This is a genomic window from Micromonospora sp. SL4-19, from assembly GCF_047921475.1.
Taxonomy (GTDB): domain Bacteria; phylum Actinomycetota; class Actinomycetes; order Mycobacteriales; family Micromonosporaceae; genus Micromonospora.
Genome location: NZ_JBLROB010000024.1, coordinates 65,170 through 86,769 on the forward strand (window position 1 = coordinate 65,170; position 21,600 = coordinate 86,769).

Below are 21,600 nucleotides of genomic sequence, written 5' to 3' on the forward strand. Positions count from 1 at the left end.
CCGTCAGGACAGAGAGGTGAGCCGGGCGTCCAGGTCGATCTCGCCGATGGAGGCGGTGAACCGCACCAGCAGCGGCCCGCCGCTGGCGGTGAGGGTGACCGCCGTCGGTGACGCCGAACAGGGGATGACTGCCTCCGAGCCTTCCTCGCGCGCGCCGAAGTGCTCCACCGCCAACTGCCCCGGGCCGGTACAGGCGAGGGTGAGCAGGTAGCGCTCGCCGGAAGCCGCCTGGGCCTGCCGGACCAGCGGATCGTCGTCCGCGCCAAGGTGGGACCGGTCCACCCAGATGGTGCGCTCCGCCGGCCCAGGGGCGTCGGGCGCCTGGTGGAGGATCACCGTGTCCTCCAGGCCCGTCTCCGGTCCGTCGACCACCTGCCCGGTCGCCGGGTCGATGTAGACGACCTGGCCCAGCGGTTGATCGGTGGGCTCGACGAGCGACGGGCTCGGCGTCGGGACGACCGGTCCGAAGTCCGGTGCGGCCTCCCGCCACCACCAGCCGCCTAGGGCCAACGCGGCCACGGTCAACCCGGCCAGCAGCACACCCCGTACGCGGTCCTCGGCGCCCATGCGGTGAGCGTAGCCGCGCGCCACGACCGCCACCGTCCGGCCGAATCGGCGGGCCGGTCAGCCGGCGTGCTCGAGCAGGGCCGCGTACAGGGTCAGGCCCGGTCCGAAGGCGAGCATCGCGATCCACTGCGGGGGCGCCGCCGCGCGGCGCAGCCGGTCCAGGATCAGCAGTACGGTCGGCGACGAGCAGTTGCCGTGCTGGTCCAGGGTGGCCCGGGAGGCCGCCAGGGCCGGTGCCGGCAGTGCCAGCTCCCGTTCCACCACGTTGAGAATGCGTGGCCCGCCCGGGTGCACCGCCCAGCCGTCCACGTCGGAAATCGTCCGCCCGTGCCGGCTCAGCAGGTTGTCGACGAGCCCCCGGACGTGGCGCGAGAGCACCTGCGGGACCTTCGGCGACAGTCCCATCCGGAAGCCGGTGTCGGTGACGTCCCAGGTCATGTGGTCCGACGTCGAGGTGTCGGTGACCGCGGTCACCTCGCGGAGCGCGTACCCCGGGCCGCCGGGGACGAGCACGGCGGCGACGGCGGCGTCCGAGAAGAGCGCGTGCGACACGATCTGCTGGGTGTCCACCCGCGCCCCGGCCGGCTGGATGTGCAGGCTGGTCAGTTCGGCGCAGAGCAGCAGCGCGGGGCGGCCCCGGGCGGTGACGAAGTCGCTCGCCGCGCCCAACCCGGGCAGGGCCGCATAACAGCCCATGTGGCCGACGAACACGCGCTGGGTGTCCGGGGCCATGCCCAGGTCCCGGGCGAGCAGGATGTCCAGCCCCGGGGTGGCGTACCCGGTGCAGGAACAGACCACGAAGAGCCCGATGTCACCGGCGTCCAGGCCGGCGGCGGTGAGCGCCCGGCTCACCGCCTCCTTGCCGAGCGGCAACGCCTCGATCTGGTAGCGCCGCATCCGGCGTTCGGTCGGCCACTCCGAGACGTCCTCCAGCAGCGGGTTCACCGCCGCCTGCCGACGGGACACGCCCGAGTTGGCGAAGATGCGCTCGGCCAGCGCCCGGGTGGTCCCGGAGAAGTGCTTCGCGAAGAAGCTGTCCCAGAGCTCGTCCTGCGCGGCGGTCGGCGGCTGCGCCGTACCCAGGCCCGCGATCACCGGCACGGCCATCTCCCCCACCTCTCTGTCTCGATCCCTACGCCTCACCAACGACGACCGCCCCCCGTTCGCGACTACAGCGCTCGCAACAGCCGCGAACTTCTCGCGCTTCTCGCGCTCACCAAGCCGCCTTCCGCTCGCGACTGCGGGGCTCGCAAAACCGGCTCACTCCTCGCGCTCACCAAGCCGCCTTCCGCTCGCGACTGCGGGGCTCGCAAAACCGGCTCACTCCTCGCGCTCACCAACGAGGCGCCGAGCCGTCGCGGTCCGGGTCGCCGCCCAGCGCGGCGATGCCGAGCCAGTCGGCGCAGACGTCGGAGGTGGCCGGGTGCAGCGAGCCGCACCGGGCGTCCCGGTAGAGCCGCTCCAGCGGGTGGCCCCGGCGGGTGGCCGAGGTGCCGGCCGCCTCCAACACGGACGCCGCCACGTCGGCGGCGGTGGTGCCCGCGAGCAGCTTGGCCCGCCACACCCAGCGGTTGGTCTCCGCGTCGCCGGGCGCCTCGTCCACCCGGCGGGCCGCCTCGGCCACCACCAGCTCGGCCGCCGCGACAGCCGCGTCCGCCCGGCCCAGTCGGGCCCGGACCGCCGGCAGGCCGGCGAGGTTACGGGCGGTCAGGTGCTCGGCGGCGGCCTCGATCGCCGCTCGGGCCACCCCGACGTAGACGGCGGCGTAGCTGGCCACCAGCCAGTGCGGCATGAGCTGGGCGACCACCAGGGCCAACCCCTCCACGCCGCCGAGCAGCCGGTCGGCCGGGACAGTGACGTCCAGGTGCAGGTCGTGCGAGGCGGTGGCACGCATGCCGAGCGAGTCCCAGGTGGGCTCGACGGTGATCCCGGCCCCGGCCGGGACCAGGAACTGGGAGACCACCGACTGGTCGGCGGCGCTGCGGGCGGCCACCAGGTAGCCGTCCGGATGCCCGGCACCGGAGCAGAAGGTCTTGCTCCCCTTGATGTGCCAGCCGCCCTCGACCGACTCGTACACGGTGCTCAGCTGGGACAGCCGGGCACCGGCGCCCCGCTCGCTCATCGCCACCGCGTACCAGGCACCCTCCGCCGCCGCGCAGAGCAGGCGGTCCCGGGCGGCCAGCGCCTCGTCCGGTACGCCGAGCGCCTCCGCCAGCTCCTCGGTCACCGCACCGAGCGCCCCGGTGACCGAGGCGTGCATGTTGAACACCAGCGCGGTGGCGCCGTTGCCCCGAGCCAGCTCGGTGGCGACGGCGGCGTACTCGGCGAAGGTGGCTCCCGCCCCGCCCAGCTCCCGGGGGACCATCAGCCCGAACAACCCGGCCTCCCGCAGGTCGGCGAAGTCGTCAACCGGGAAGGAGCCGTCCCGGTCGTGATCCGCCGCCCGGGCGGCCAGTCGCGGCGCCAACCGGCGGGCCGCCTCCAGCGCGTGCACAGTCATGTCGCCCCCTTCTCGGCGTCCCCTCTACCCCGGCCCGCCCCGGCTACCCGTTCCGGACCCCGCGGCCCTGATAGAGCACGGCGGTGGACCGGGTCGGCACGATCCGCGGTGCCCTGCCCGCCGCGCGTTCGGCGGATCCGCCACGCATCCGGCGCAGCAGCCAGGACAGCGTCGCGCCCACCTCGGGGCGGATCCCGCGCAGCTGCAGCTCGACGCCGTGCCGGGCGCACTCGGCGACCAGCTCGCGGGCGTCCACGAACAGCCGTGGATCATGGATGCCGCGCGGCACGGTGGGTAGCCGTTCGCCGATCTCCACCGCGATCAGCCGCGCCAGCAGGGTGTCGTTGAGCGTGTCCAGCACCAGCAGGCCGCCCGGGCGCAGCAGGCGGCACGCCTCGGCGACCGCGTGGCGCCAGTCCGGCACGTGTTCCAGCAGCTCACCGGCGGAGACCACGTCGGCGCAGCCGGCCACCAGCGGGACCTCGGTGGCGTCGGCGTTGACCACGGTCACCCCGTGCGCGGCGGCCTGGTCGAGGGCGGACCGGGTGAGGTCCACCCCGACGTGCCGGTAACCCTTGCCGACCAGGTGCGGGGCGAGCAGGCCGGCGCCGCAGCCGAGGTCGACCAGGACCGCGTCCCTCCTGCTCGCCCTGGGCACCAGGGCGGCGCGGGCCTGGGCCAGCCAGTGCAGCATCGCGAACGCGCCGTCCGGGCGCCACCACTCGCCGGCCAGGTCGTCGTACTGCCGGGGATCGTTGCGCGACAGCAACCGGTGCGGGATGGGCACCGGGGCCGCGTCTCTCATGGACAGAGCGTGACACGACTCCCGGGTAACGACCAGACTTCCCTTATGTCGTCATCGGTGTTAGGGCTGGTCAGGGCGAGTCACCCGGAGCCGGCCGCCGCGGTCACCGTGGTGGCCGGGCTGCTGGCGGCCGGCGTCGGGCACCGCCCGGCCGGGATCGCCGCCGTGGTGCTCACCGTCCTGGCCAGCCAGCTCGCCGTCGGTTGGAGCAACGACGCGCTCGACGCTCACCGCGACGCCGCGGTGGGGCGTACCGACAAACCGGCAGCCATCGGCACCATCCGGCGGCGGACCCTCGCGTACGGCGCCGGTGCGGCCGCCGTCGCCACCCCGCTGGTGGCGCTGCTCACGGGCGGCGCGGCCGCGGCGTGCGCGACGCTCGGGCTGCTGTCCGCGCTGCTCTACAACTGGCCGTTGAAGTCGACCTCGGTCTCCGTGCTGCCGTACGCGGTCTCCTTCGGCGCGCTGCCCGCCTTCGTGGTGCTGGCCCTGCCGGGCGCGCCCTCGCCACCGGTCTGGCTGGTGGCGGCCGCCGCCTGCCTGGGCGGCGGGGCGCACTTCGCCAACGTGCTGCCCGACCTGGCCGACGACGCCCGGACCGGGGTGCACGGGCTGCCGCACCGACTGGGGCCGACGGGCAGCCGGCTGGCCGCCGCCGGACTGCTCCTCGCGGCCACCGTGACCCTGGTCGTCGGCCCACCCGGGCCGCCGTCGTGGGCAGGCCTGTCGGCCATCGCCGTCGCCGCCCTGGTGCCGGCCCTCGGCTGGTACATCGGCCGGGGCGCGCCCCGGGCGGGCGGGCGTCCGGTGGTCGCCTTCCGGGCGGTGATGGTGGTGGCCCTCATCGACGTGGTCCTGCTGGTGGCGAGCGGCCGGGTGATCTGACCGGCGCCCGGGAAGGTGGCATTGCCGGGTCGGCGTGCGGGCCTCGATCAGCCCCAACTACCCTGGAGCGCGGTCTGCGCGGGTATGGCCACCCCGTGCCCGGCGTACGGCCGGGTGGGGATCGTGACGAGGAGGACCGACGTGACGCGCTCGATCAGGGGTTTCCGGCGGGCGGCCCTGCTGCTGGCCGGTACGGCGGCGGCGAGCCTGCTGCTGTCCGGGTGCGGCACCGGACAGATCGCCGAGACCGCCAAGAAGCTCCCGTCGGTGCAGGGCGTCAACGTCCAGACCCCCGACAACCTCTATGCGGTGCGTGGCCTGTATGTGCAGTTCCCGGGCGTCGAGGGCTACAAGCCCGGTGCCGATGCCCCGCTCAACATGGTGATCTACAACGACAGCAAGAACCCGGTCACCGTGACCGTCACCACGGACAGCGCCCGGGACATCGTGCTGACCGGCGCCGACGCTAGCGGCCCGCAGACGAGCCCGAGCTCGTCCCCGACCGAGCCGGCCTCCGCGTCGCCCACCCCGAGCGACCCGAACGCCTCCCCGAGCATGGGTCTGGGGGAGCCGGCCAGCCCGTCGGCCACGCCGAGCGAGTCGGCCGCGCCGAGCGAGCCGGCCCGGATCGAGATCCCGGCCCTCGGGTACGCGCAGCTCAACGCCAACAGCGCCCGGTTCCTGAAACTCGTCGGGCTCAACGACAAGCTGCTCAGTGGCCAGCAGGTCAACCTGACCTTCGACTTCGGTGACGGCAGGACCATCACGACCCCGGCCCCGATCGGCGTCCCGCTGACCCCGGCCGCGGTCCCCTCGCCGATCGTCCACCCGCGCGAAGAGGCGGGCGAGGCGGGCAAGGTCGGGGGCAGCGGCCACGGCGGCTGACCCACGGGTCATCGTCCAGGACACCGCCGGTGTGGCCAGCGCCACGCCGGCGGTGTCGCCGTTTCCGGGTGGGCTTTCGTCGTACCGCCCGGTTAGCGTCAACGGGTGAGCACGTCCCGATCGACCTCCCCCCGCGCGACCGCCGCCACCGGCCGCGGCCGCGGTGCCGCCCGCGAGCCGCGCCCGGCGTACGAGTGCGACGCCTGCGGCCATCAGCCGCCCAAGTGGGTGGGGCGTTGCCCCGAGTGCGGCGAGTGGGGTTCGGTGGTCGAGTGCACGGTCACCGGGCCGCTGGTCTCCGGTCGGGTGGTCAGTTCGCGGATGCCCGCCGAGCCGGCCCGGCCGATCGCCACCATCAGCGCCGCACCGGCCCGGGCCCGGCCCACCGGGGTCAGCGAGCTCGACCGGGTGCTCGGCGGCGGCCTCGTCCCCGGCGCGGTGGTGCTGCTCGCCGGCGAGCCGGGGGTCGGCAAGTCCACCCTGCTGCTCGACGTGGCCCAGCAGTGGGCGACCCACGCCGGCAGCCCGTCGCTGGTGGTCAGCGGCGAAGAGTCGGTCAGCCAGGTGCGGCTGCGCGCCGAGCGGATGGGCACCCTGCACGAGCAGCTCTACCTGGCCGCCGAGAGCGACCTGTCGGCGGTGCTCGGTCACCTCGACGCGGTCAAGCCCGGGCTGCTGGTGCTCGACTCGGTGCAGACCATCTCCACCACCGGGACCGAGGGTGTGCCGGGCGGGGTGACCCAGGTCCGGGCGGTCACCGCCGCCCTAGTGGCGGTCGCCAAGGAGCGGGGCGTCGCCACCGTGCTGGTCGGCCACGTGACCAAGGACGGCCAGGTGGCCGGCCCCCGGGTGCTGGAGCACCTGGTCGACGTGGTGCTGCACTTCGAGGGCGACAAGCACTCGTCGCTGCGCATGGTCCGGGGGGTGAAGAACCGGTTCGGCGCGGCCGACGAGGTGGGCTGCTTCGAGATGCACGAGGGGGGCATCAGTAGCCTGGCCGACCCGTCCGGCCTCTTCCTGACCCGCTACTCGGAGCCGGTGCCGGGCACCTGCGTCACGGTGGCGATGGAGGGGCGTCGGGCCCTGGTGACCGAGGTGCAGGCGCTGATCGGCGCCACGGTCGCCGGCTCGCCGCGGCGTACGGTCTCCGGCCTGGACGGGGCGCGGCTGGCGATGGTGCTGGCGGTGCTCCAGCGGCGTACCGAGCGGCTGACCCTGCACGACCGCGAGGTGTTCGCCGCCACGGTCGGCGGCATCCGGGTGGTGGAGCCGGCGGCCGACCTGGCCGTGGCGCTCGCGGTCGCCTCCGGCGGCCTCAACCTGGCCATCGCCCCGCACCTGGTGGCGATCGGCGAGGTCGGGCTCACCGGCGAGGTGCGCCGGGTCGGGGCGGTCCCGCGCCGGCTGGCCGAGGCGGCCCGGCTCGGCTTCCGGCTGGCCCTGGTGCCGCCCGGCTGCGGCCCGGGCACCAGCGGGGTGGCCCCGGAGAACATGCGGGTGATCGAGGTCACCGACGTACGCGCGGCGCTCCAGGCTGCCGCCCGCGCTTCCGCCGAATGACCGACGGTGAGCGTACGAGGGGCCCGGCTGGGCGATTTCGGACGGCGGGCCCGCCGGGTCGATGACCGGGGAAGTCGGACATCGTGACACATCACAGTAACCACGAGAGCACCCACCGCAGGGCAGTCCGTAGACTGTGCCCGTGCCGATCGACCGCGATGCCACCAAGCCCGCCGCGACGACGCCGCACGCCCGCACCGGCGCCGTGGGCTCCTCCGCCCGTCCGATCAGCTTGAGCGTGACCGGAAGCATCGGCGGGGGCGGCGGGGATCCGCTGCGGGCCAACCTCGCCCTGATGGCGCCGGGCACCGCACTGCGCGACGGCCTGGAGCGCATCCTGCGCGGCCGCACCGGCGCGCTGATCGTCCTCGGCTACGACAAGGTGGTCGACTCGATCTGCACCGGCGGCTTCCCGATGGACGTCGAGTTCTCCGCGACCCGGGTTCGCGAGCTGTGCAAGATGGACGGCGCGGTGGTGCTCTCCAGCGACGGCACCCGGATCGTGCAGGCCGGTGTGCACCTGATGCCCGACCCGTCCATCCCCACCGAGGAGTCCGGCACCCGGCACCGCACCGCCGAGCGGGTGGCCCGGCAGACCGGCTATCCGGTCATCTCGGTCAGCCAGTCCATGCGGATCATCAGCCTCTACGTCAACGGCCAGCGGCACGTGCTGGACGACTCGGCGGCGATCCTCTCCCGGGCCAACCAGGCCCTGGCCACCCTGGAGCGCTACAAGCTCCGCCTGGACGAGGTCTCCGGCACCCTCTCCGCCCTGGAGATCGAGGACCTGGTCACCGTGCGCGACGCGGTGGCGGTGGTGCAGCGGCTGGAGATGGTCCGCCGAATCGCCGACGAGATCGCCGGGTACGTGGTGGAGCTGGGCACCGACGGTCGGCTGCTCGCCCTCCAGCTCGACGAGCTGATGGCCGGCGTGGATGCCGACCGCACCCTGGTCATCCGGGACTATCTCCCCGTCGGCCGGAAGTCGCGCACCCTCGACGAGGCGCTGGTGGAGCTGGACCTGCTCGGCGCCACCGAGCTGATCGACCTGGTGGCGGTGGCGAAGGCGATCGGCTACCCGTCCGCCTCGGACGCTCTCGACGCGGCGGTGAGCCCGCGTGGCTTCCGCCTGCTGGCGAAGGTGCCCCGGCTTCCCGCGGCCGTGGTGGACCGGCTGGTGGTGCACTTCGGCAGCCTCCAGCGGCTGCTCGGCGCCACCGTCGAGGACCTCCAGGCGGTGGAGGGGGTCGGCGACGCCCGCGCCCGAGGCGTCCGCGAGGGGTTGTCCCGGCTCGCCGAGGCGTCCATCCTGGAGCGGTACGTCTGAGCCCCGTCCGGCCCCGGCCCGGTCGCCGGTCAGCCGGTCAGCCGGTGATGGTCAGCCGGTGATGGTCAGCTTCACCGGATCGCTGAGCTTGGTGCCCACCCGGGCGAACACCTGGTAGCTGCCGATCTCGGCGTACGGGCCGGCGGCCAGGCCGTTCTTGCAGCGAGTGGTGTCCCGGCCGTTCCAACCCAGCTCGTAGGAACGCTCGAAGTTCGGCGTGAACGACTGCACGTCCGAGCCCTTGTTGGTGCCGCAGGTGTCCGAGGACCAGACCTTCTCCGCACCGGCCTTGATGAACAGTTCCTGGAGGTCGGCGCCGACGTCCCGGCTGCACGTACGCTCCGACACGTTCTTGATCTTGAGGCGGAGAGTGACCACTGTGCCCTGCTGGGCGGTGGCCGGCAGGGCCACCGGGGTCACCTTGATCTCCGAGTCGGCGCAGGTCCCGTCGTCCACCACCGGGGCGACCGGGGCTTCGTTCGTCCCGCTGCCACCACCCGTCGACCCGTTCTGGCCACCGTCCGTCGACCCGTTCTGGCCGCCGCCCGTCGACCCGCTCTGGCCACCGTCGGAGCCGCCGCCGGAGTCACTCGGCGTCGGGGACGGGCTTCCGGATTTCGGCGTCAGCACCGTCCGGGTCGGTTCGGGGGCGCCCGTCGCCCCGGGCTGATTGCTCGACGTGCCGGTGGCGCGCCCCGGAGGGTTGCAGGAATAGAGCACGACAATCAGGAAGAGAAGCCCCGCTCCGAGTACGACGGCACGACGCCGCCAGTACACGGCGGGTGGCAGGGGGCCGACCGTCAGACGCATGATGCGTCCACCGTAGCGGCGCACCGCAAGGCGCGGGGGACGACGCGCCGGTACGGATCCCCCGCACCGGACCCGCACTCCACAGTCGACCGCCCACGGTCACCGAACGGCTCGGGACGAGCGCGCAGCGCCACGACGACCTCCCGGGTCCGGACGGTTCAGAGGTAGACCTTGCGCTGGTAGACGGCGTGCGCGCCGGACACCCGGTCGAGGAAGAGCAGGCCGGCGCAGTGGTCGATCTCGTGCTGGAGCGCGCGGGCCTCGAAGCCGTCGGTGACCAGCCGCACCGGCACTCCCGTTCCCGGCAGCACGCCCTCGACCACGAGCCGGCTGGCCCGCTTCACGTCGCCGGTCAGGTCGGGCACCGACATGCAGCCCTCCCGCCCCGCCTTCCAGCGGCTCGCCTCCACCACCTGCGCGTTGCAGAGCACGAAGGCGCCGTGCACGGTGACCGCCTTCGGGTGGCCGGTGACGTCCACCGCGAACACCTGGGCGCTCACCCCGACCTGTGGGGCGGCGAGCCCCACGCAGCCGGGCGACACCCGCATGGTGGCGACCAGGTCGGCGGCGAGGCGGACCACCTCTTCCGAGGTCGGGTCGACCTCCGGACCGGGCCGGCTGAGCACCGGGTCGGGCGCGGCGACCACCCGCCGCACGTCGCCCGGCACGCCCAGCGCCTGCGGGGTCCAGCCGTCCAGGCCGACGTACTCCGCCGTCACAGCAGGTCCGGGTCCGCCGGGCGGAGGCTGACGCCCACGCCCAGCTCGGCAGCGGTGCGGGCGAGCCGGCCGGCCACCTCGTCGGAGCTGCCCGGCGGCAACTCCACCTCGGCGACCACCACGTAGAGGGACCCGGTCAACCGGGTGCTCAGGTCGGTGACATTGCCGCCCGTGTCGGCCAGCACCCGGGTCATCGCGGCGACGATGCCCATCCGGTCCGCGCCGTGCACCGTCATCACGTACGGCTCGCCGGCCGGAGCCGTCTGCCCGTCCGGAGTGACAGCGCGTACGGTGGCCAACAGCTGGCCGTCGGCGGCGAGCGGGGCCAACGCGGCCTCGACGTCGGCGGCGGACGGGCCCACGCAGATCAGGGTCATCGCGAAGTGTCCCCGCAGCCGGGTCATTGTGGAGTCGGTGAGGTTCGCGCCGAGCCGCGCGAGCGCCTCGGCGACGTCAGCCACGATGCCCGGCCGGTCCCGGCCGATGACGGTGATCGCGAGCTCGTTCATCCGGACATTCTGCCCCGCCGCTCCCGGTGGGCCGCGCCGGCCCGCCCTGCCCGCCCATCCTGCGGGAAAGCCGCCCGTGACATCATCGGCAGCGCGATGTCCGAACCCAGCTTCACCACCCTCGTCAGCCGCTGGTACGAGCGGAACGCCCGCGACCTGCCGTGGCGCGAGCCGGGCGTCGGCGCCTGGGCGATCCTGGTCAGCGAGGTCATGCTCCAGCAGACGCCGGTGGTCCGGGTGCTGCCCGCCTGGGCGGCGTGGCTGGACCGGTGGCCCACCCCGGCCGCGTTGGCGGAGGACACCCCGGCCGAGGCGATCCGGATGTGGGGGCGGCTCGGCTACCCCCGCCGGGCGGTACGGCTGCGCGACTGCGCGGTGGCGATCGTGGAGCGGCACGCTGGCGAGGTTCCGGACCGGCTGGACCAGTTGCTGGCCCTGCCGGGAGTCGGCACGTACACGGCCCGGGCCGTCGCGGCCTTCGCGTACGGGCAGCGGCACCCGGTGGTGGACACCAACGTACGCCGGGTGGTGTGCCGGGCGATCGCCGGCGAGCCGGACGCCGGCCCGGCCACCCGCCCCGCCGACCTGGTCGCCACCGAGGATTTGCTCCCGGCGGAGCCGGCCGCCGCCGCGCTGGCCAGCGCCGCGTTCATGGAACTCGGCGCGGTGGTCTGCACCGCCCGCTCCCCGCGCTGCGCACTGTGTCCGGTGGAGTCGCTCTGCGCGTGGCGCGCGTCCGGTCAGGAGGCGCCGGTCGGCCCGACCCGCCGCCCCCAGCGGTACGCCGGCACGGATCGACAGGTGCGCGGCCTGCTGCTCGCGGTGCTCCGCGAGGCAACCGGCCCGGTGCCGCACCAGCGGCTGGACCAGGTCTGGCACGACGACGTGCAGCGCGCCCGGGCCCTGGCCGGGCTGGTCACCGACGGCCTGGTCGAGCCGGTCGGCGTGGCGTCCTTCCGACTGATCGGCGACGGTCCCCCGGCCCCCCTCCCCCACCCCTGACCCCACGCGCGCGGCGCCCTCTTTCACGAAAAAGGCGACGACCCCGACAGGCTTTCGCCTGCCGGGGCCGTCGCCCTGTCGGGTGTCGCTTACTCGTCGGCACCTGCGGTGGCGGCGCCACCGAGGTCCGCCGGGACCGCGTCCGGCACGGCCACCGGCCGGTCGTTGCCCCGGAAGACGAGCTTGGACTTGTCGATGTTGCTCGGGTCACCCTCGCAGTCCACCACCACGATCTGACCCGGGGTCAGCTCGTTGAAGAGGATCCGCTCGGAGAGGTTGTCCTCGATGTCGCGCTGGATCGTGCGGCGCAGCGGCCGCGCGCCCAGCACCGGGTCGAAGCCCTTCTTCGCCAGGTACTTCTTGGCGTTGTCGGTCAGCTCCAGGCCCATGTCCTTGTTGCGCAGCTGGCCCTCGATCCGCTGGATCATGATGTCCACGATCGAGAGGATCTCGTTCTCGCGCAGCTGGTGGAAGACGATGGTGTCGTCGATCCGGTTCAAGAACTCGGGCCGGAAGTGCTGCTTGAGCTCGTCGTTGACCTTCTGCTTCATCCGGTCGTAGTTCGACTCGGAATCCTCAGAGGCCTGGAAGCCCATCGAGACCGCCTTGGCGACGTCCCGCGTACCGAGGTTGGTGGTCAGGATGATGACCGTGTTCTTGAAGTCCACGATCCGGCCCTGGCCGTCGGTGAGCCGCCCGTCCTCCAGGATCTGGAGGAGCGTGTTGAACACGTCCGGGTGGGCCTTCTCGATCTCGTCGAAGAGGACCACCGAGAACGGCCGGCGACGCACCTTCTCGGTCAGCTGCCCGCCCTCGTCGTAGCCGACGTAGCCGGGCGGGGCACCCACCAGCCGGGAGACCGTGTACCGGTCGTGGAACTCGGACATGTCCAGCTGGATGAGGGCGTCCTCGCTGCCGAACAGGAACTCGGCGAGCGCCTTGGACAGCTCGGTCTTACCGACACCGGACGGGCCGGCGAAGATGAACGAGCCGGACGGGCGCTTCGGGTCCTTCAGGCCTGCCCGGGTCCGCCGGATCGCCTTCGAGACCGCCTTGACCGCGTCCTCCTGGCCGATGACGCGCTTGTGCAGCTCGTCCTCCATGCGCAGCAGGCGCGAGGTCTCTTCCTCGGTCAGCTTGTAGACCGGGATGCCGGTCCAGTTGCCGAGCACCTCGGCGATCTGCTCGTCGTCGACCTCGCTGACGACGTCCAGGTCACCGGCCTTCCACTCCTTCTCCCGCTGGGCCTTCTGGCCGAGCAGCTGCTTCTCCTTGTCGCGGAGCTGGGCAGCCCGCTCGAAGTCCTGCGCGTCGATCGCGGACTCCTTGTCGCGGCGCACCTGGGCGATTCGCTCGTCGAAGTCACGCAGGTCTGGCGGCGCGGTCATCCGACGGATCCGCATCCGCGCGCCGGCCTCGTCGATCAGGTCGATCGCCTTGTCTGGCAGGAACCGGTCGGAGATGTACCGGTCGGCCAGAGTTGCGGCCGCAACCAGAGCCGCATCCGTGATCGAAACGCGGTGGTGCGCCTCGTAGCGGTCCCGCAGGCCCTTGAGGATCTCGATGGTGTGGGCCAGCGACGGCTCACCCACCTGGATCGGCTGGAAGCGGCGCTCGAGGGCGGCGTCCTTCTCCAGGTGCTTGCGGTATTCGTCGAGCGTGGTGGCGCCGATGGTCTGCAGCTCGCCACGGGCCAGCATCGGCTTGAGGATGCTCGCCGCGTCGATCGCGCCCTCGGCGGCACCCGCACCCACCAGGGTGTGGATCTCGTCGATGAACAGGATGATGTCGCCGCGCGTGCGGATCTCCTTGAGCACCTTCTTGAGGCGCTCCTCGAAGTCACCGCGGTAGCGGGAACCGGCGACCAGGGCGCCGAGGTCGAGCGTGTAGAGCTGCTTGTCCTTCAGCGTCTCGGGCACCTCGCCCTTGATGATCTTCTGGGACAGCCCCTCGACCACGGCGGTCTTGCCGACGCCGGGCTCACCGATCAGAACCGGGTTGTTCTTGGTACGGCGGGAGAGCACCTGCATGACCCGCTCGATTTCCTTCTCGCGCCCGATGACCGGGTCGAGCTTGCCCTCACGGGCGGCCTGGGTCAGGTTGCGGCCGAACTGGTCCAGCACCAGGCTGGTCGACGGCGCGGCCTCGCCCGGCGCGGTGCCCGCGGCGGCCGGCTCCTTGCCCTGGTAGCCGGAGAGCAGCTGGATCACCTGCTGGCGGACCCGGTTGAGGTCGGCGCCGAGCTTGACCAGCACCTGGGCGGCGACGCCCTCGCCCTCGCGGATCAGGCCGAGCAGGATGTGCTCCGTGCCGATGTAGTTGTGGCCGAGCTGCAGCGCCTCGCGCAGCGACAGCTCCAGCACCTTCTTGGCCCGCGGCGTGAACGGGATGTGCCCGCTCGGCGCCTGCTGGCCCTGGCCGATGATCTCCTCGACCTGCTGGCGGACGCCCTCGAGGGAGATGCCGAGGCTCTCCAGGGCCTTTGCCGCGACACCCTCACCCTCGTGGATCAGGCCCAGCAGGATGTGCTCCGTACCGATGTAGTTGTGGTTGAGCATCCGGGCCTCTTCCTGGGCCAGGACGACAACCCGTCGCGCTCGGTCGGTGAACCGCTCGAACATGCCCTCGTGCTCCTCACGTGCCGTGCGCCTTGATGGTCAAAATCTTGGCGGGGCCGGTGCGCGGACGTCCGGGACGGGCGTCCGTGCCTCCTTACTCTATCGCCGTGGACCGACTCCGCTGAGGTCGTGTGTCCCCGCGAAAGGCCGTTCCCACGTCGTTTCTGACAACGGTCCGCGCTCAGCAGGTGTTCCGGTACCCCTGCCTCTACGCGCAGAGCGAAATTCGACCGCAGGTGGAAAAGCCCGGTCGGGGCTCCCGGAAGGTCTTCCGGTCTCGGGCGGACGGCGTCTGTGCCGGTCGCCGGTCATCCACAACCTGTGGACAGCATCTCCACCGCCTGTGGACAACCTGCCCGAGGGCCGATTTCTTCCCGGCCCCGACGCGGGTTCGCAGCGCGCCCGACCGGGATGTCGGGCGGGCCCGGCACGGACCGGACAGACGGCGCGTCGGGGCGAAAAAGACGACGCCGGCCCGGAGTGGCACTCCGGTCCGGCGTCGGTGTCGCCCGGTAGGGGCTGTCAGATCAGTGGCCCGCCTTCGAGTGGTACTCCTCGACGATCTCCTGCGGGATGCGGCCCCGGTCGGAGATGTCCTTGCCGGCCTTCTTGGCCCAGGCCCGGATGGCCTTGTTCTGCTCGCGGTCCGCGGTCGCGCCGCCCCGGCCACGCGCGGCCCGGCCGCCCACGACCACCCCGCCGCGCCCGACCTTGGTCCCGTGCGCGATGTACTGCGCGAATACGTCACGCAATTTCTCGGCGTTCGATGACGACAGGTCGATCTCGTACTGCACGCCGTCCAGCGCGAACTTGACGGTCTCGTCAGCGTCCCCGCCGTCCAGGTCATCGACCAGCTTGTGAATGATCTGCTTGGCCACGTCCCACATTCCTTTCGAGCAGGGTTGTGCTCCTGCAATACAGGAGCACAATAACCCGCCCGATGCTCGCCGCGTCAATAGGATGCGGTAACGACCCGGAGACGGCCGTCGGCTACTCCTGCCGGACCAACGGGAACAGGATCGTTTCCCGAATTCCCAGGCCGGTCAGCGCCATCAGGAGCCGGTCGATTCCCATTCCCATACCACCGGCCGGCGGCATTCCGTACTCCATCGCCCGGAGAAAGTCCTCGTCCAGTCGCATGGCCTCGTCGTCGCCGCGGGCGGCGAGCTGCGCCTGGGCCACCAGCCGCTCCCGCTGCACCACCGGGTCGACCAGCTCGGAGTACGCGGTGCCCAGCTCGAAACCGAGGACGTAGAGGTCCCACTTCTCGGCCAGCCCCGGCTCGCTGCGGTGCGCCCGGGTCAGCGGGCTGGTCTCCTCCGGGTAGTCAAAGACGAAGGTGGGCGCCTGGAGCGACGGAACGACCAGTTCCTCGAAGAGTTCCTCGGCCAGCTTGCCCGGGCCCCACTTCGGGTCGACGGAGAGCCCGACCTTGTCCGCGTACTCGACCAGGCGGGACCTTTCCGTGCGGACGGTGACCTCCTCACCGAGCGCCTCGGAAAGCACACCGAACAGGGTCACCGAGCGCCACTCGCCGCCCAGATCGAACTCGCGGCCGTCGACGTGGGTGACCACCGTCGAGCCACCGACCGCGATCGCGGCCTGCTGCACGAGATTGCGGGTCAGCTCGGCCATCGTGTTGTAGTCGCCGTACGCCTGGTAGGCCTCGAGCATCGCGAACTCCGGGGAGTGCGACGAGTCGATGCCCTCATTACGGAAGTTGCGGTTGATCTCGAAGACCCGGTCGACGCCACCGACCACGGCGCGCTTGAGAAACAGTTCCGGTGCGATTCGCAGATACAGATCGGTGTTGAGCGCATTGCTGTGGGTAACGAATGGGCGGGCCGCCGCACCACCGTGCAGCAACTGGAGCATCGGGGTCTCCACCTCGATGAAGTCCTGGGCGTGCAGGGTGTCGCGGAGGCTGCGCACCGCGGCGGCCCGGGTACGCACCATCTGCCGCGCCTGCGGGCGGACGACCAGGTCGACGTAGCGCTGGCGGACCCGGGCCTCCTCGCTCAGCGGCTTGTGCGCCACCGGCAGCGGGCGCAACGCCTTGGCGGTGACCGCCCACTCCTCCACCAGCACCGACAGTTCGCCGCGCCGGCTGGTGATCACCTCGCCGGTGACGCCGACGTGATCGCCGAGGTCGACCAGGCGCTTCCAGTCCTCCAGCCGCTCCGCGCCGACCCGGTCCAGCGAGAGCATCGCCTGCAGCTCGGTGCCGTCACCGTCGCGCAGGGTGGCGAAGCAGAGCTTGCCGGTGTTGCGTACGAAGATCACCCGGCCGGTGACCGAGACCCTGTCGCCGGTGGCGGTGTCGGTCGGCAATTCGGCGTACTGCTCGCGGATCCGGGCGAGGGTGCTGGTCCGGGTGTAGCCGACCGGGTACGGCTCGACGCCCTCGGCGAGCATCCGGTCCCGCTTCTCCCGGCGGACCTTCATCTGCTCCGGAAGGTCGTCGGCGGGGTCAACTGGCACGGCGTTCTGCTCGATCACGGCACGCTTCCTCAGGCCTCAGAAAAATCGGCGGGTCAGCACATGAGCGTACTCAAGCCCCCTGCTGGCCGTTACGGGATAACCTGCCGCCCATGACGGACTCCACTCAGGCGCTGTCCTTCGGCGTGGCCGCCGCCGATTACGACCGGTACCGGCCCCGATATCCCGAGCCGGCGCTGCGCTGGGCGCTGGACGGACTACCGGCACCGGCCCGGGTGGTGGACCTCGGCGCGGGCACCGGCATCCTCAGCCGTGGGGTGCTCGCGCTCCGGCACGAGGACGGCTCCGGGTCGCGGCGCGGCGCCAGACCCGCCGAGCTGGAGTTGGGGCAGGTCATACCCGTGGAGCCGGATCCGGGGATGCGGGCGCAGCTGGCGGCCGCGACCCCGGGCACGACGCCGCTGGCCGGCAGCGCCGAGGCGATGCCGCTGCCGGACGGCTCGGCGGACGCGGTGCTGGTGGGGCAGGCGTACCACTGGTTCGACCGGGAGCCCGCGCACGCCGAGATCGCCCGGGTCCTGCGGCCCGGCGGCGTGTTCGCCCCCATCTGGAACACCCGGGACGAACGGGTGGCCTGGGTGGCGGAACTGGGCCGAATCGCCCACCTCGGCGACAACGCCGGCGACGTGACCGAGAAGTACGGCGACTTCGGCCCCGCCTTCGAGCCGGTCGAGCTGGGCGAGTTCGCCCACTCGACCACGCTCACGCCGGACGAGGTGGTCGGCATGCTGCACACCCGCTCGTACTGGCTGACCGCGCCCGTCGAGGAGCAGGAACGGGTCGACCGGGAGCTGCGGCAACTCTTCGCCACGCACCCGGACCTGGCCGGCCGGGAGACCGTCGAGCTGCCGTACCGGACGTTCGTCTTCCGCTCCCGGCGGCGCTGAACCGCAGCGGGCTCAGACGTTGCGCTCGTACACCATCCGCAGGCCGATCAGCGTGATCATCGGCTCGTGGTGGGTGATCGTGCGGCACTCGTTGAGCACCAGCGCCGCCAGGCCGCCGGTGGCGATGACCGCCTTCACCTCACCCAGCTCCTCGGTCATCCGCTCGACGATCCGATCGACCTGGCCGGCGAAGCCGAAGTAGAGGCCGGCCTGAAGGCACTCCACGGTGTTCTTGCCGATCACCGAGCGGGGCTTCGTGGCCTCCACCTTGCGCAGCTGGGCGGCCCGGGCGGCGAGCGCGTCGAAGGAGATCTCGATGCCCGGCGCGAACGCGCCGCCGAGGAACTCGCCCCGGCCGCTGATCACGTCGAAGTTGGTGGTGGTGCCGAAGTCCACCACGATCGACGGTCCGCCGTAGAGGTTGTACGCGGCCAGGGTGTTCACCACCCGGTCCGAACCGACCTCCTTGGGGTTGTCGATGGCCAGCTGCACCCCGGTGCGTACCCCGGGCTCGACGATCACGCTCGGCAGGTCCGCGTAGTAGCGGGCCAGCATGGTGCGCAGCGAGCGCAGCGCGGCGGGCACCGTCGAGCAGGCCGCCACCCCGGTGATCTCCACGGCGTCACCGGCCAGCAGCCCCCGGAACATCAGGCCCAGCTCGTCCGCGGTGGAGCGGGCGTCGGTCTTGATCCGCCAGGAGTGCACCAGCTTGTCGCCGTCGAAGGTCGCCAGCACGGTGTTGGTGTTTCCGATGTCGATGCAGAGCAACACGCTGGCAGCCTAGACGCGCCGCGGCTCACTCCTCCCGCAGGTCCAGCGCGATGTCCAGGATCGGCGAGGAGTGGGTCAGCGCGCCCACCGAGATGAAGTCGACGCCGGCCGCGCCGTACTCGGCCGCCACCGGCAGGGTCAGCCCGCCGGTGGCCTCCAGCTCGGCCCGGTCGCCCACCGCGGCGACCACCTCACGCAGCTGCGCCGGGGTCATGTTGTCCAGCAGCAGGAAGTCGGCGCCGGCCTCGACCGCCTCCACCGCCTCGGCCAGCGTGTCCACCTCAACCTGCACCGGCACGTCCGGGAACGCCTCCCGGACCCGACGGTAGGCCGCCGCGATGCCGCCCGCGGCGACCTTGTGGTTGTCCTTGATCATTGCGACGTCGTGCAGGCCCATCCGCTTGTTGGTGCCGCCGCCGGCGCGGACCGCGTACTTCTCGAGGGCGCGCAGGCCGGGAGTGGTCTTGCGGGTGTCGAGCACCATCGCCTTCGTGCCGGTCAGGGCGTCGGCCCAGGCCCGGGTGTGGGTGGCCACCCCGGACATCCGGCAGAGCAGGTTGAGCGCGGTCCGTTCGGCGGTGAGCAGCAGCCGGGTCGGGCCGGTCACCGTGGCCAGCACGTCGCCGCGCGCCACCCGCTGCCCGTCGTGGGCCACCAGCGACACCTCGACCGTACGGTCCGTGCCGGTCACCTCGCCCACCAGCTCGAACACCGCCGCCGCCACGGGTAGGCCGGCCACCACGCCGTCGGCGCGGGCGACCAGGTCGCCGGTGTCGTTCTGCCCGGCGGGCACGGTGGCGAGGCTGGTGACGTCGAGGAAGTCCGGCCCCAGGTCCTCGGCGAGCGCGTCGACGACCACCCGCCGTACCCGCTCCGGGTCCAGGCCACCGGCTCGCAACGCCCGCTCCGTCGACTCCCTCACCGTGACTCCTCAGTTCGCGACTGCGGGGCTCGCAAGATCGGCTCACTCCTCGCGCTCACCGTGAACTCGCCTCCCACCGCTCGGTCAACCTTCCCTCCGTCCCGACCCCGCCGACCAGGTGGCCCAGCCACCGCTCGTCGGCCGTCGGGAAGTCCTCCCGCCAGTGGCAGCCCCGGGTCTCCCGACGGGTGTACGCGGCGGCGACCAGTGCCGACGCCACGGTGATCAGGTTCGTCGCCTCCCAGTCGGCGGTGCGCGGGACCCCCCGGCCCTGACCCAGCTCGGTGAGGGCGGTAGCTGTCGCGGCCAGGGTCTCCGCCGAGCGGAGCACGCCCGCCCCACGGGTCATCGCCCGCTGCAGGGCCGGCGTGCCCTCGGCCGGCGCCACCCAGCCCTGGCCGCCCACCCAGGCGCCCGTCTCCGCCGGCTTCGCCTGCTCGGGCAGGCCGGCGGCGATGTCCTCGGCGATCCGGCGGGAGAAGACCAGCCCCTCCAGCAGCGAGTTGCTGGCCAGCCGGTTGGCGCCGTGCACGCCGGTGCAGGCGACCTCGCCGCAGGCGTAGAGGCCGGGGATGGAGGTGCGCCCGTGCAGGTCGGTGCGGACGCCGCCGGAGGCGTAGTGGGCGGCCGGGGCGACCGGGATCAGGTCGGTCGCCGGGTCCACGCCGATGGCCAGGCAGGAGGCGACGATGGTCGGGAAACGCCGGGCCAGGAAGTCCCCGCCGAGGTGGCGGGCGTCCAGCCAGACGTGGTCCGCGCCGGTGGCCAGCAGCACCCGGTGGATGCCCTTGGCGACCACGTCCCGGGGGGCCAGCTCGGCCAGTTCGTGCTGGCCGATCATGAATCGCTTGCCGTCGCCGTCGACCAGGTGGGCGCCCTCGCCGCGCAGCGCCTCGGAGACCAGCGGCTGCTGGGCCCGCGTCACGCCCGGCGCGCCCACCCCGGCCGGGGTGATCAGCGCGGTCGGGTGGAACTGGACGAACTCCACGTCGGTGACCGCCGCGCCGGCCCGCATGGCGAGCGCGACCCCGTCGCCGGTGGAGACCGCCGGGTTGGTGGTGGCCGCGAAGATCTGACCCATGCCGCCGGTGGCCAGCACCACCGCCCGGGCCAGGATCGCCCCGACACCGTCCTCGCTGCCCTCGCCGAGCACATGCAGGGTGATCCCGCAGGCCGGGCCGAGCCCGTCCGGGCCGTCGCCGGGGGCGCGCAGCAGGTCCAGCACCAGAGCGTGCTCGACCAGCCGGATCCACGGGTCGCGGTGGACCGCCGCGTGCAGCGCCCGCTGCACCTCGGCACCGGTGGCGTCGCCGCCGGCGTGCACGATCCGGTCGGCCCGGTGGCCGCCCTCCCGGGTGAGCATCAACGACCCGTCCGGGTTGCGGTCGAACTCCGCCCCGATCCGCATCAGCTCGCGCAGCCGGGTCGGGCCCTCCTCCACCAGCACCCGGACCGCCGCCGGATCGCACAGGCCGACGCCGGCGACCTCCGTGTCGTACGCGTGCGCGGCCGGGGTGTCGGTCGGGTCGAGCACCGCGGCGATGCCGCCCTGTGCCCACCGGGTCGACCCCTCGTCGATGTCGACCTTGGTGACCACCGTGACGTGCAGCCCCGCCTCGCGCAGGTGCAGCGCGGCGGTCAGGCCGGCGACCCCGGACCCGACGACGATCACGTCGGTGGTCTCCACCCAACCGGGTGCGGGTGCGGCGAGCAGCCTGGGCAGGGCCGGCAGGTCGACGGTCGGAAGGTCCATGAGCACAGTCAACCCGAACGCTCCTCGTCCCGCGGGGCGGGGGCGGGACGAGTGGTTTGGGCTACCTCGTCCGCGCCGGCCGCCGGCCGACCTGAGGGCCCTACGGTCGCCGGGCCACAGGTGGCAGCGGACGCCCCGGTCAGTTCAGACTGGCCGCGAGGGGGTTGGGGACGGGATCGCCGGCGGTGCCGGGGGCGGCGGTGGTCGGGTCGGCGGTCAGGTCGACCACCTTGTTGTCGGCGTCGACGTGCACCACCCGGGGCTGGTACGTCCGCGCCCCGGCATCGTCCATCTGCCCGTACGAGATGAGGATGACCAGGTCACCGGGGCGCACCAGGTGCGCGGCGGCGCCGTTGATGCCGATCACGCCACTGCCCCGCCGCCCCGGGATCACGTACGTCTCCAGCCGGGCCCCGTTGGTGATGTCCACGATCGCCACCTGCTCGCCGGGGAGCAGGTCGGCCGCGTCGAGCAGATCCTCGTCCACGGTCACCGAGCCGACGTAGTGCAGGTCGGCCTGGGTCACGGTGGCCCGGTGGATCTTCGACTTGAGCATGGTCCGGAGCATCGGGGTGCCTTTC

Annotated in this window: 20 protein-coding genes; 6 read left to right on the top strand and 14 right to left on the bottom strand. The window is 72.7% G+C overall.

From position 1 onward, the window contains the following. Positions 1-3 precede the first annotated feature (3 nt). The 4 genes from ACNAVT_RS23815 to ACNAVT_RS23830 form a co-directional block, all read right to left on the bottom strand. Entirely contained in the window at positions 4-567 is a 564-nt protein-coding gene (locus ACNAVT_RS23815; protein ID WP_416299372.1) for a hypothetical protein, read from the bottom strand. Positions 568-624: 57 nt separating this feature from the next. Beyond that, on the bottom strand, positions 625-1,674 hold the full coding sequence (locus tag ACNAVT_RS23820; RefSeq protein WP_416299373.1) for a type III polyketide synthase: 1,050 nt from the start codon (positions 1,672-1,674) through the stop codon (positions 625-627). Between the two features lie 226 nt (positions 1,675-1,900). Then, positions 1,901-3,067 (bottom strand): acyl-CoA dehydrogenase family protein, encoded by a 1,167-nt coding sequence (locus ACNAVT_RS23825; RefSeq protein ID WP_416299374.1) that lies wholly within the window; start codon positions 3,065-3,067, stop codon positions 1,901-1,903. Positions 3,068-3,110: 43 nt separating this feature from the next. Then, positions 3,111-3,872 (bottom strand): methyltransferase domain-containing protein, encoded by a 762-nt coding sequence (locus tag ACNAVT_RS23830; protein ID WP_416299375.1) that lies wholly within the window; start codon positions 3,870-3,872, stop codon positions 3,111-3,113. A 45-nt stretch (positions 3,873-3,917) separates the two neighbouring features. Here ACNAVT_RS23830 and ACNAVT_RS23835 point away from each other — a divergent pair, with 45 nt between their 5' ends. The 4 genes from ACNAVT_RS23835 (at position 3,918) to disA (ending at position 8,529) form a co-directional block, all read left to right on the top strand. Continuing rightward, positions 3,918-4,757, top strand: a complete 840-nt coding sequence (locus ACNAVT_RS23835; RefSeq protein WP_416299376.1) for a UbiA family prenyltransferase — start codon at positions 3,918-3,920, stop codon at positions 4,755-4,757. A gap of 141 nt (positions 4,758-4,898) precedes the next feature. After that, the gene (locus tag ACNAVT_RS23840) at positions 4,899-5,642 is read left to right on the top strand and encodes a hypothetical protein (protein ID WP_416299377.1); all 744 of its coding nucleotides are present in this window, start codon (positions 4,899-4,901) and stop codon (positions 5,640-5,642) included. Between the two features lie 105 nt (positions 5,643-5,747). After that, entirely contained in the window at positions 5,748-7,202 is a 1,455-nt protein-coding gene (gene radA, locus ACNAVT_RS23845; RefSeq protein ID WP_416299378.1) for a DNA repair protein RadA, read from the top strand. Between the two features lie 142 nt (positions 7,203-7,344). Beyond that, entirely contained in the window at positions 7,345-8,529 is a 1,185-nt protein-coding gene (disA, locus tag ACNAVT_RS23850; RefSeq protein WP_416299379.1) for a DNA integrity scanning diadenylate cyclase DisA, read from the top strand. Between the two features lie 51 nt (positions 8,530-8,580). On the opposite strand, the gene ACNAVT_RS23855 is transcribed toward disA, so the two are convergent. The 3 genes from ACNAVT_RS23855 to ACNAVT_RS23865 all read right to left on the bottom strand — a co-directional run bounded on the left by ACNAVT_RS23855 (position 8,581) and on the right by ACNAVT_RS23865 (position 10,567). Then, positions 8,581-9,339, bottom strand: a complete 759-nt coding sequence (locus ACNAVT_RS23855) for a hypothetical protein (protein ID WP_416299380.1) — start codon at positions 9,337-9,339, stop codon at positions 8,581-8,583. Positions 9,340-9,497: 158 nt separating this feature from the next. Then, positions 9,498-10,058: a peptide deformylase gene (locus tag ACNAVT_RS23860; RefSeq protein ID WP_416299381.1), complete on the bottom strand. Its 561-nt coding sequence runs from the start codon at positions 10,056-10,058 to the stop codon at positions 9,498-9,500. Further along, positions 10,055-10,567 (bottom strand): glycine cleavage system protein R, encoded by a 513-nt coding sequence (locus tag ACNAVT_RS23865; RefSeq protein WP_416299382.1) that lies wholly within the window; start codon positions 10,565-10,567, stop codon positions 10,055-10,057. Before ACNAVT_RS23865 ends, ACNAVT_RS23860 begins: the two co-directional genes overlap by 4 nt. A 96-nt stretch (positions 10,568-10,663) precedes the next feature. Between ACNAVT_RS23865 and ACNAVT_RS23870 the strand changes: the two genes are divergently transcribed. Beyond that, complete coding sequence (locus ACNAVT_RS23870; protein ID WP_416299383.1) at positions 10,664-11,569, top strand: A/G-specific adenine glycosylase; 906 nt, start codon at positions 10,664-10,666, stop codon at positions 11,567-11,569. Between the two features lie 89 nt (positions 11,570-11,658). Here the strand turns inward: ACNAVT_RS23870 and ACNAVT_RS23875 are convergent, their stop codons facing one another. The 3 genes from ACNAVT_RS23875 to lysS all read right to left on the bottom strand — a co-directional run bounded on the left by ACNAVT_RS23875 (position 11,659) and on the right by lysS (position 16,686). After that, positions 11,659-14,190 (bottom strand): ATP-dependent Clp protease ATP-binding subunit, encoded by a 2,532-nt coding sequence (locus tag ACNAVT_RS23875; RefSeq protein WP_416299384.1) that lies wholly within the window; start codon positions 14,188-14,190, stop codon positions 11,659-11,661. A 524-nt stretch (positions 14,191-14,714) separates the two neighbouring features. Then, a complete protein-coding gene (locus ACNAVT_RS23880; RefSeq protein ID WP_416299385.1) occupies positions 14,715-15,065 on the bottom strand; it encodes a histone-like nucleoid-structuring protein Lsr2 in 351 nt (116 codons plus the stop codon). Positions 15,066-15,177: 112 nt separating this feature from the next. Then, positions 15,178-16,686, bottom strand: coding sequence for a lysine--tRNA ligase (gene lysS / locus ACNAVT_RS23885; protein WP_416299386.1), 1,509 nt, complete (start codon positions 16,684-16,686; stop codon positions 15,178-15,180). A gap of 92 nt (positions 16,687-16,778) precedes the next feature. Between lysS and ACNAVT_RS23890 the strand changes: the two genes are divergently transcribed. Then, a complete protein-coding gene (locus tag ACNAVT_RS23890; protein ID WP_416299387.1) occupies positions 16,779-17,573 on the top strand; it encodes a class I SAM-dependent methyltransferase in 795 nt (264 codons plus the stop codon). Positions 17,574-17,585: 12 nt separating this feature from the next. On the opposite strand, the gene ACNAVT_RS23895 is transcribed toward ACNAVT_RS23890, so the two are convergent. The 4 genes from ACNAVT_RS23895 to panD form a co-directional block, all read right to left on the bottom strand. Beyond that, positions 17,586-18,344: a type III pantothenate kinase gene (locus ACNAVT_RS23895; RefSeq protein WP_416299388.1), complete on the bottom strand. Its 759-nt coding sequence runs from the start codon at positions 18,342-18,344 to the stop codon at positions 17,586-17,588. 25 nt (positions 18,345-18,369) lie between these two features. Beyond that, positions 18,370-19,266 carry a carboxylating nicotinate-nucleotide diphosphorylase gene (gene nadC / locus ACNAVT_RS23900; protein ID WP_416299389.1) on the bottom strand — a complete coding sequence of 299 codons (897 nt, stop codon included), beginning with the start codon at positions 19,264-19,266 and terminating at the stop codon, positions 18,370-18,372. A gap of 55 nt (positions 19,267-19,321) precedes the next feature. After that, entirely contained in the window at positions 19,322-21,019 is a 1,698-nt protein-coding gene (locus tag ACNAVT_RS23905) for an L-aspartate oxidase (RefSeq protein WP_416299390.1), read from the bottom strand. A gap of 139 nt (positions 21,020-21,158) precedes the next feature. Beyond that, the gene (panD, locus tag ACNAVT_RS23910) at positions 21,159-21,587 is read right to left on the bottom strand and encodes an aspartate 1-decarboxylase (RefSeq protein ID WP_416299391.1); all 429 of its coding nucleotides are present in this window, start codon (positions 21,585-21,587) and stop codon (positions 21,159-21,161) included. Positions 21,588-21,600 lie beyond the last annotated feature (13 nt).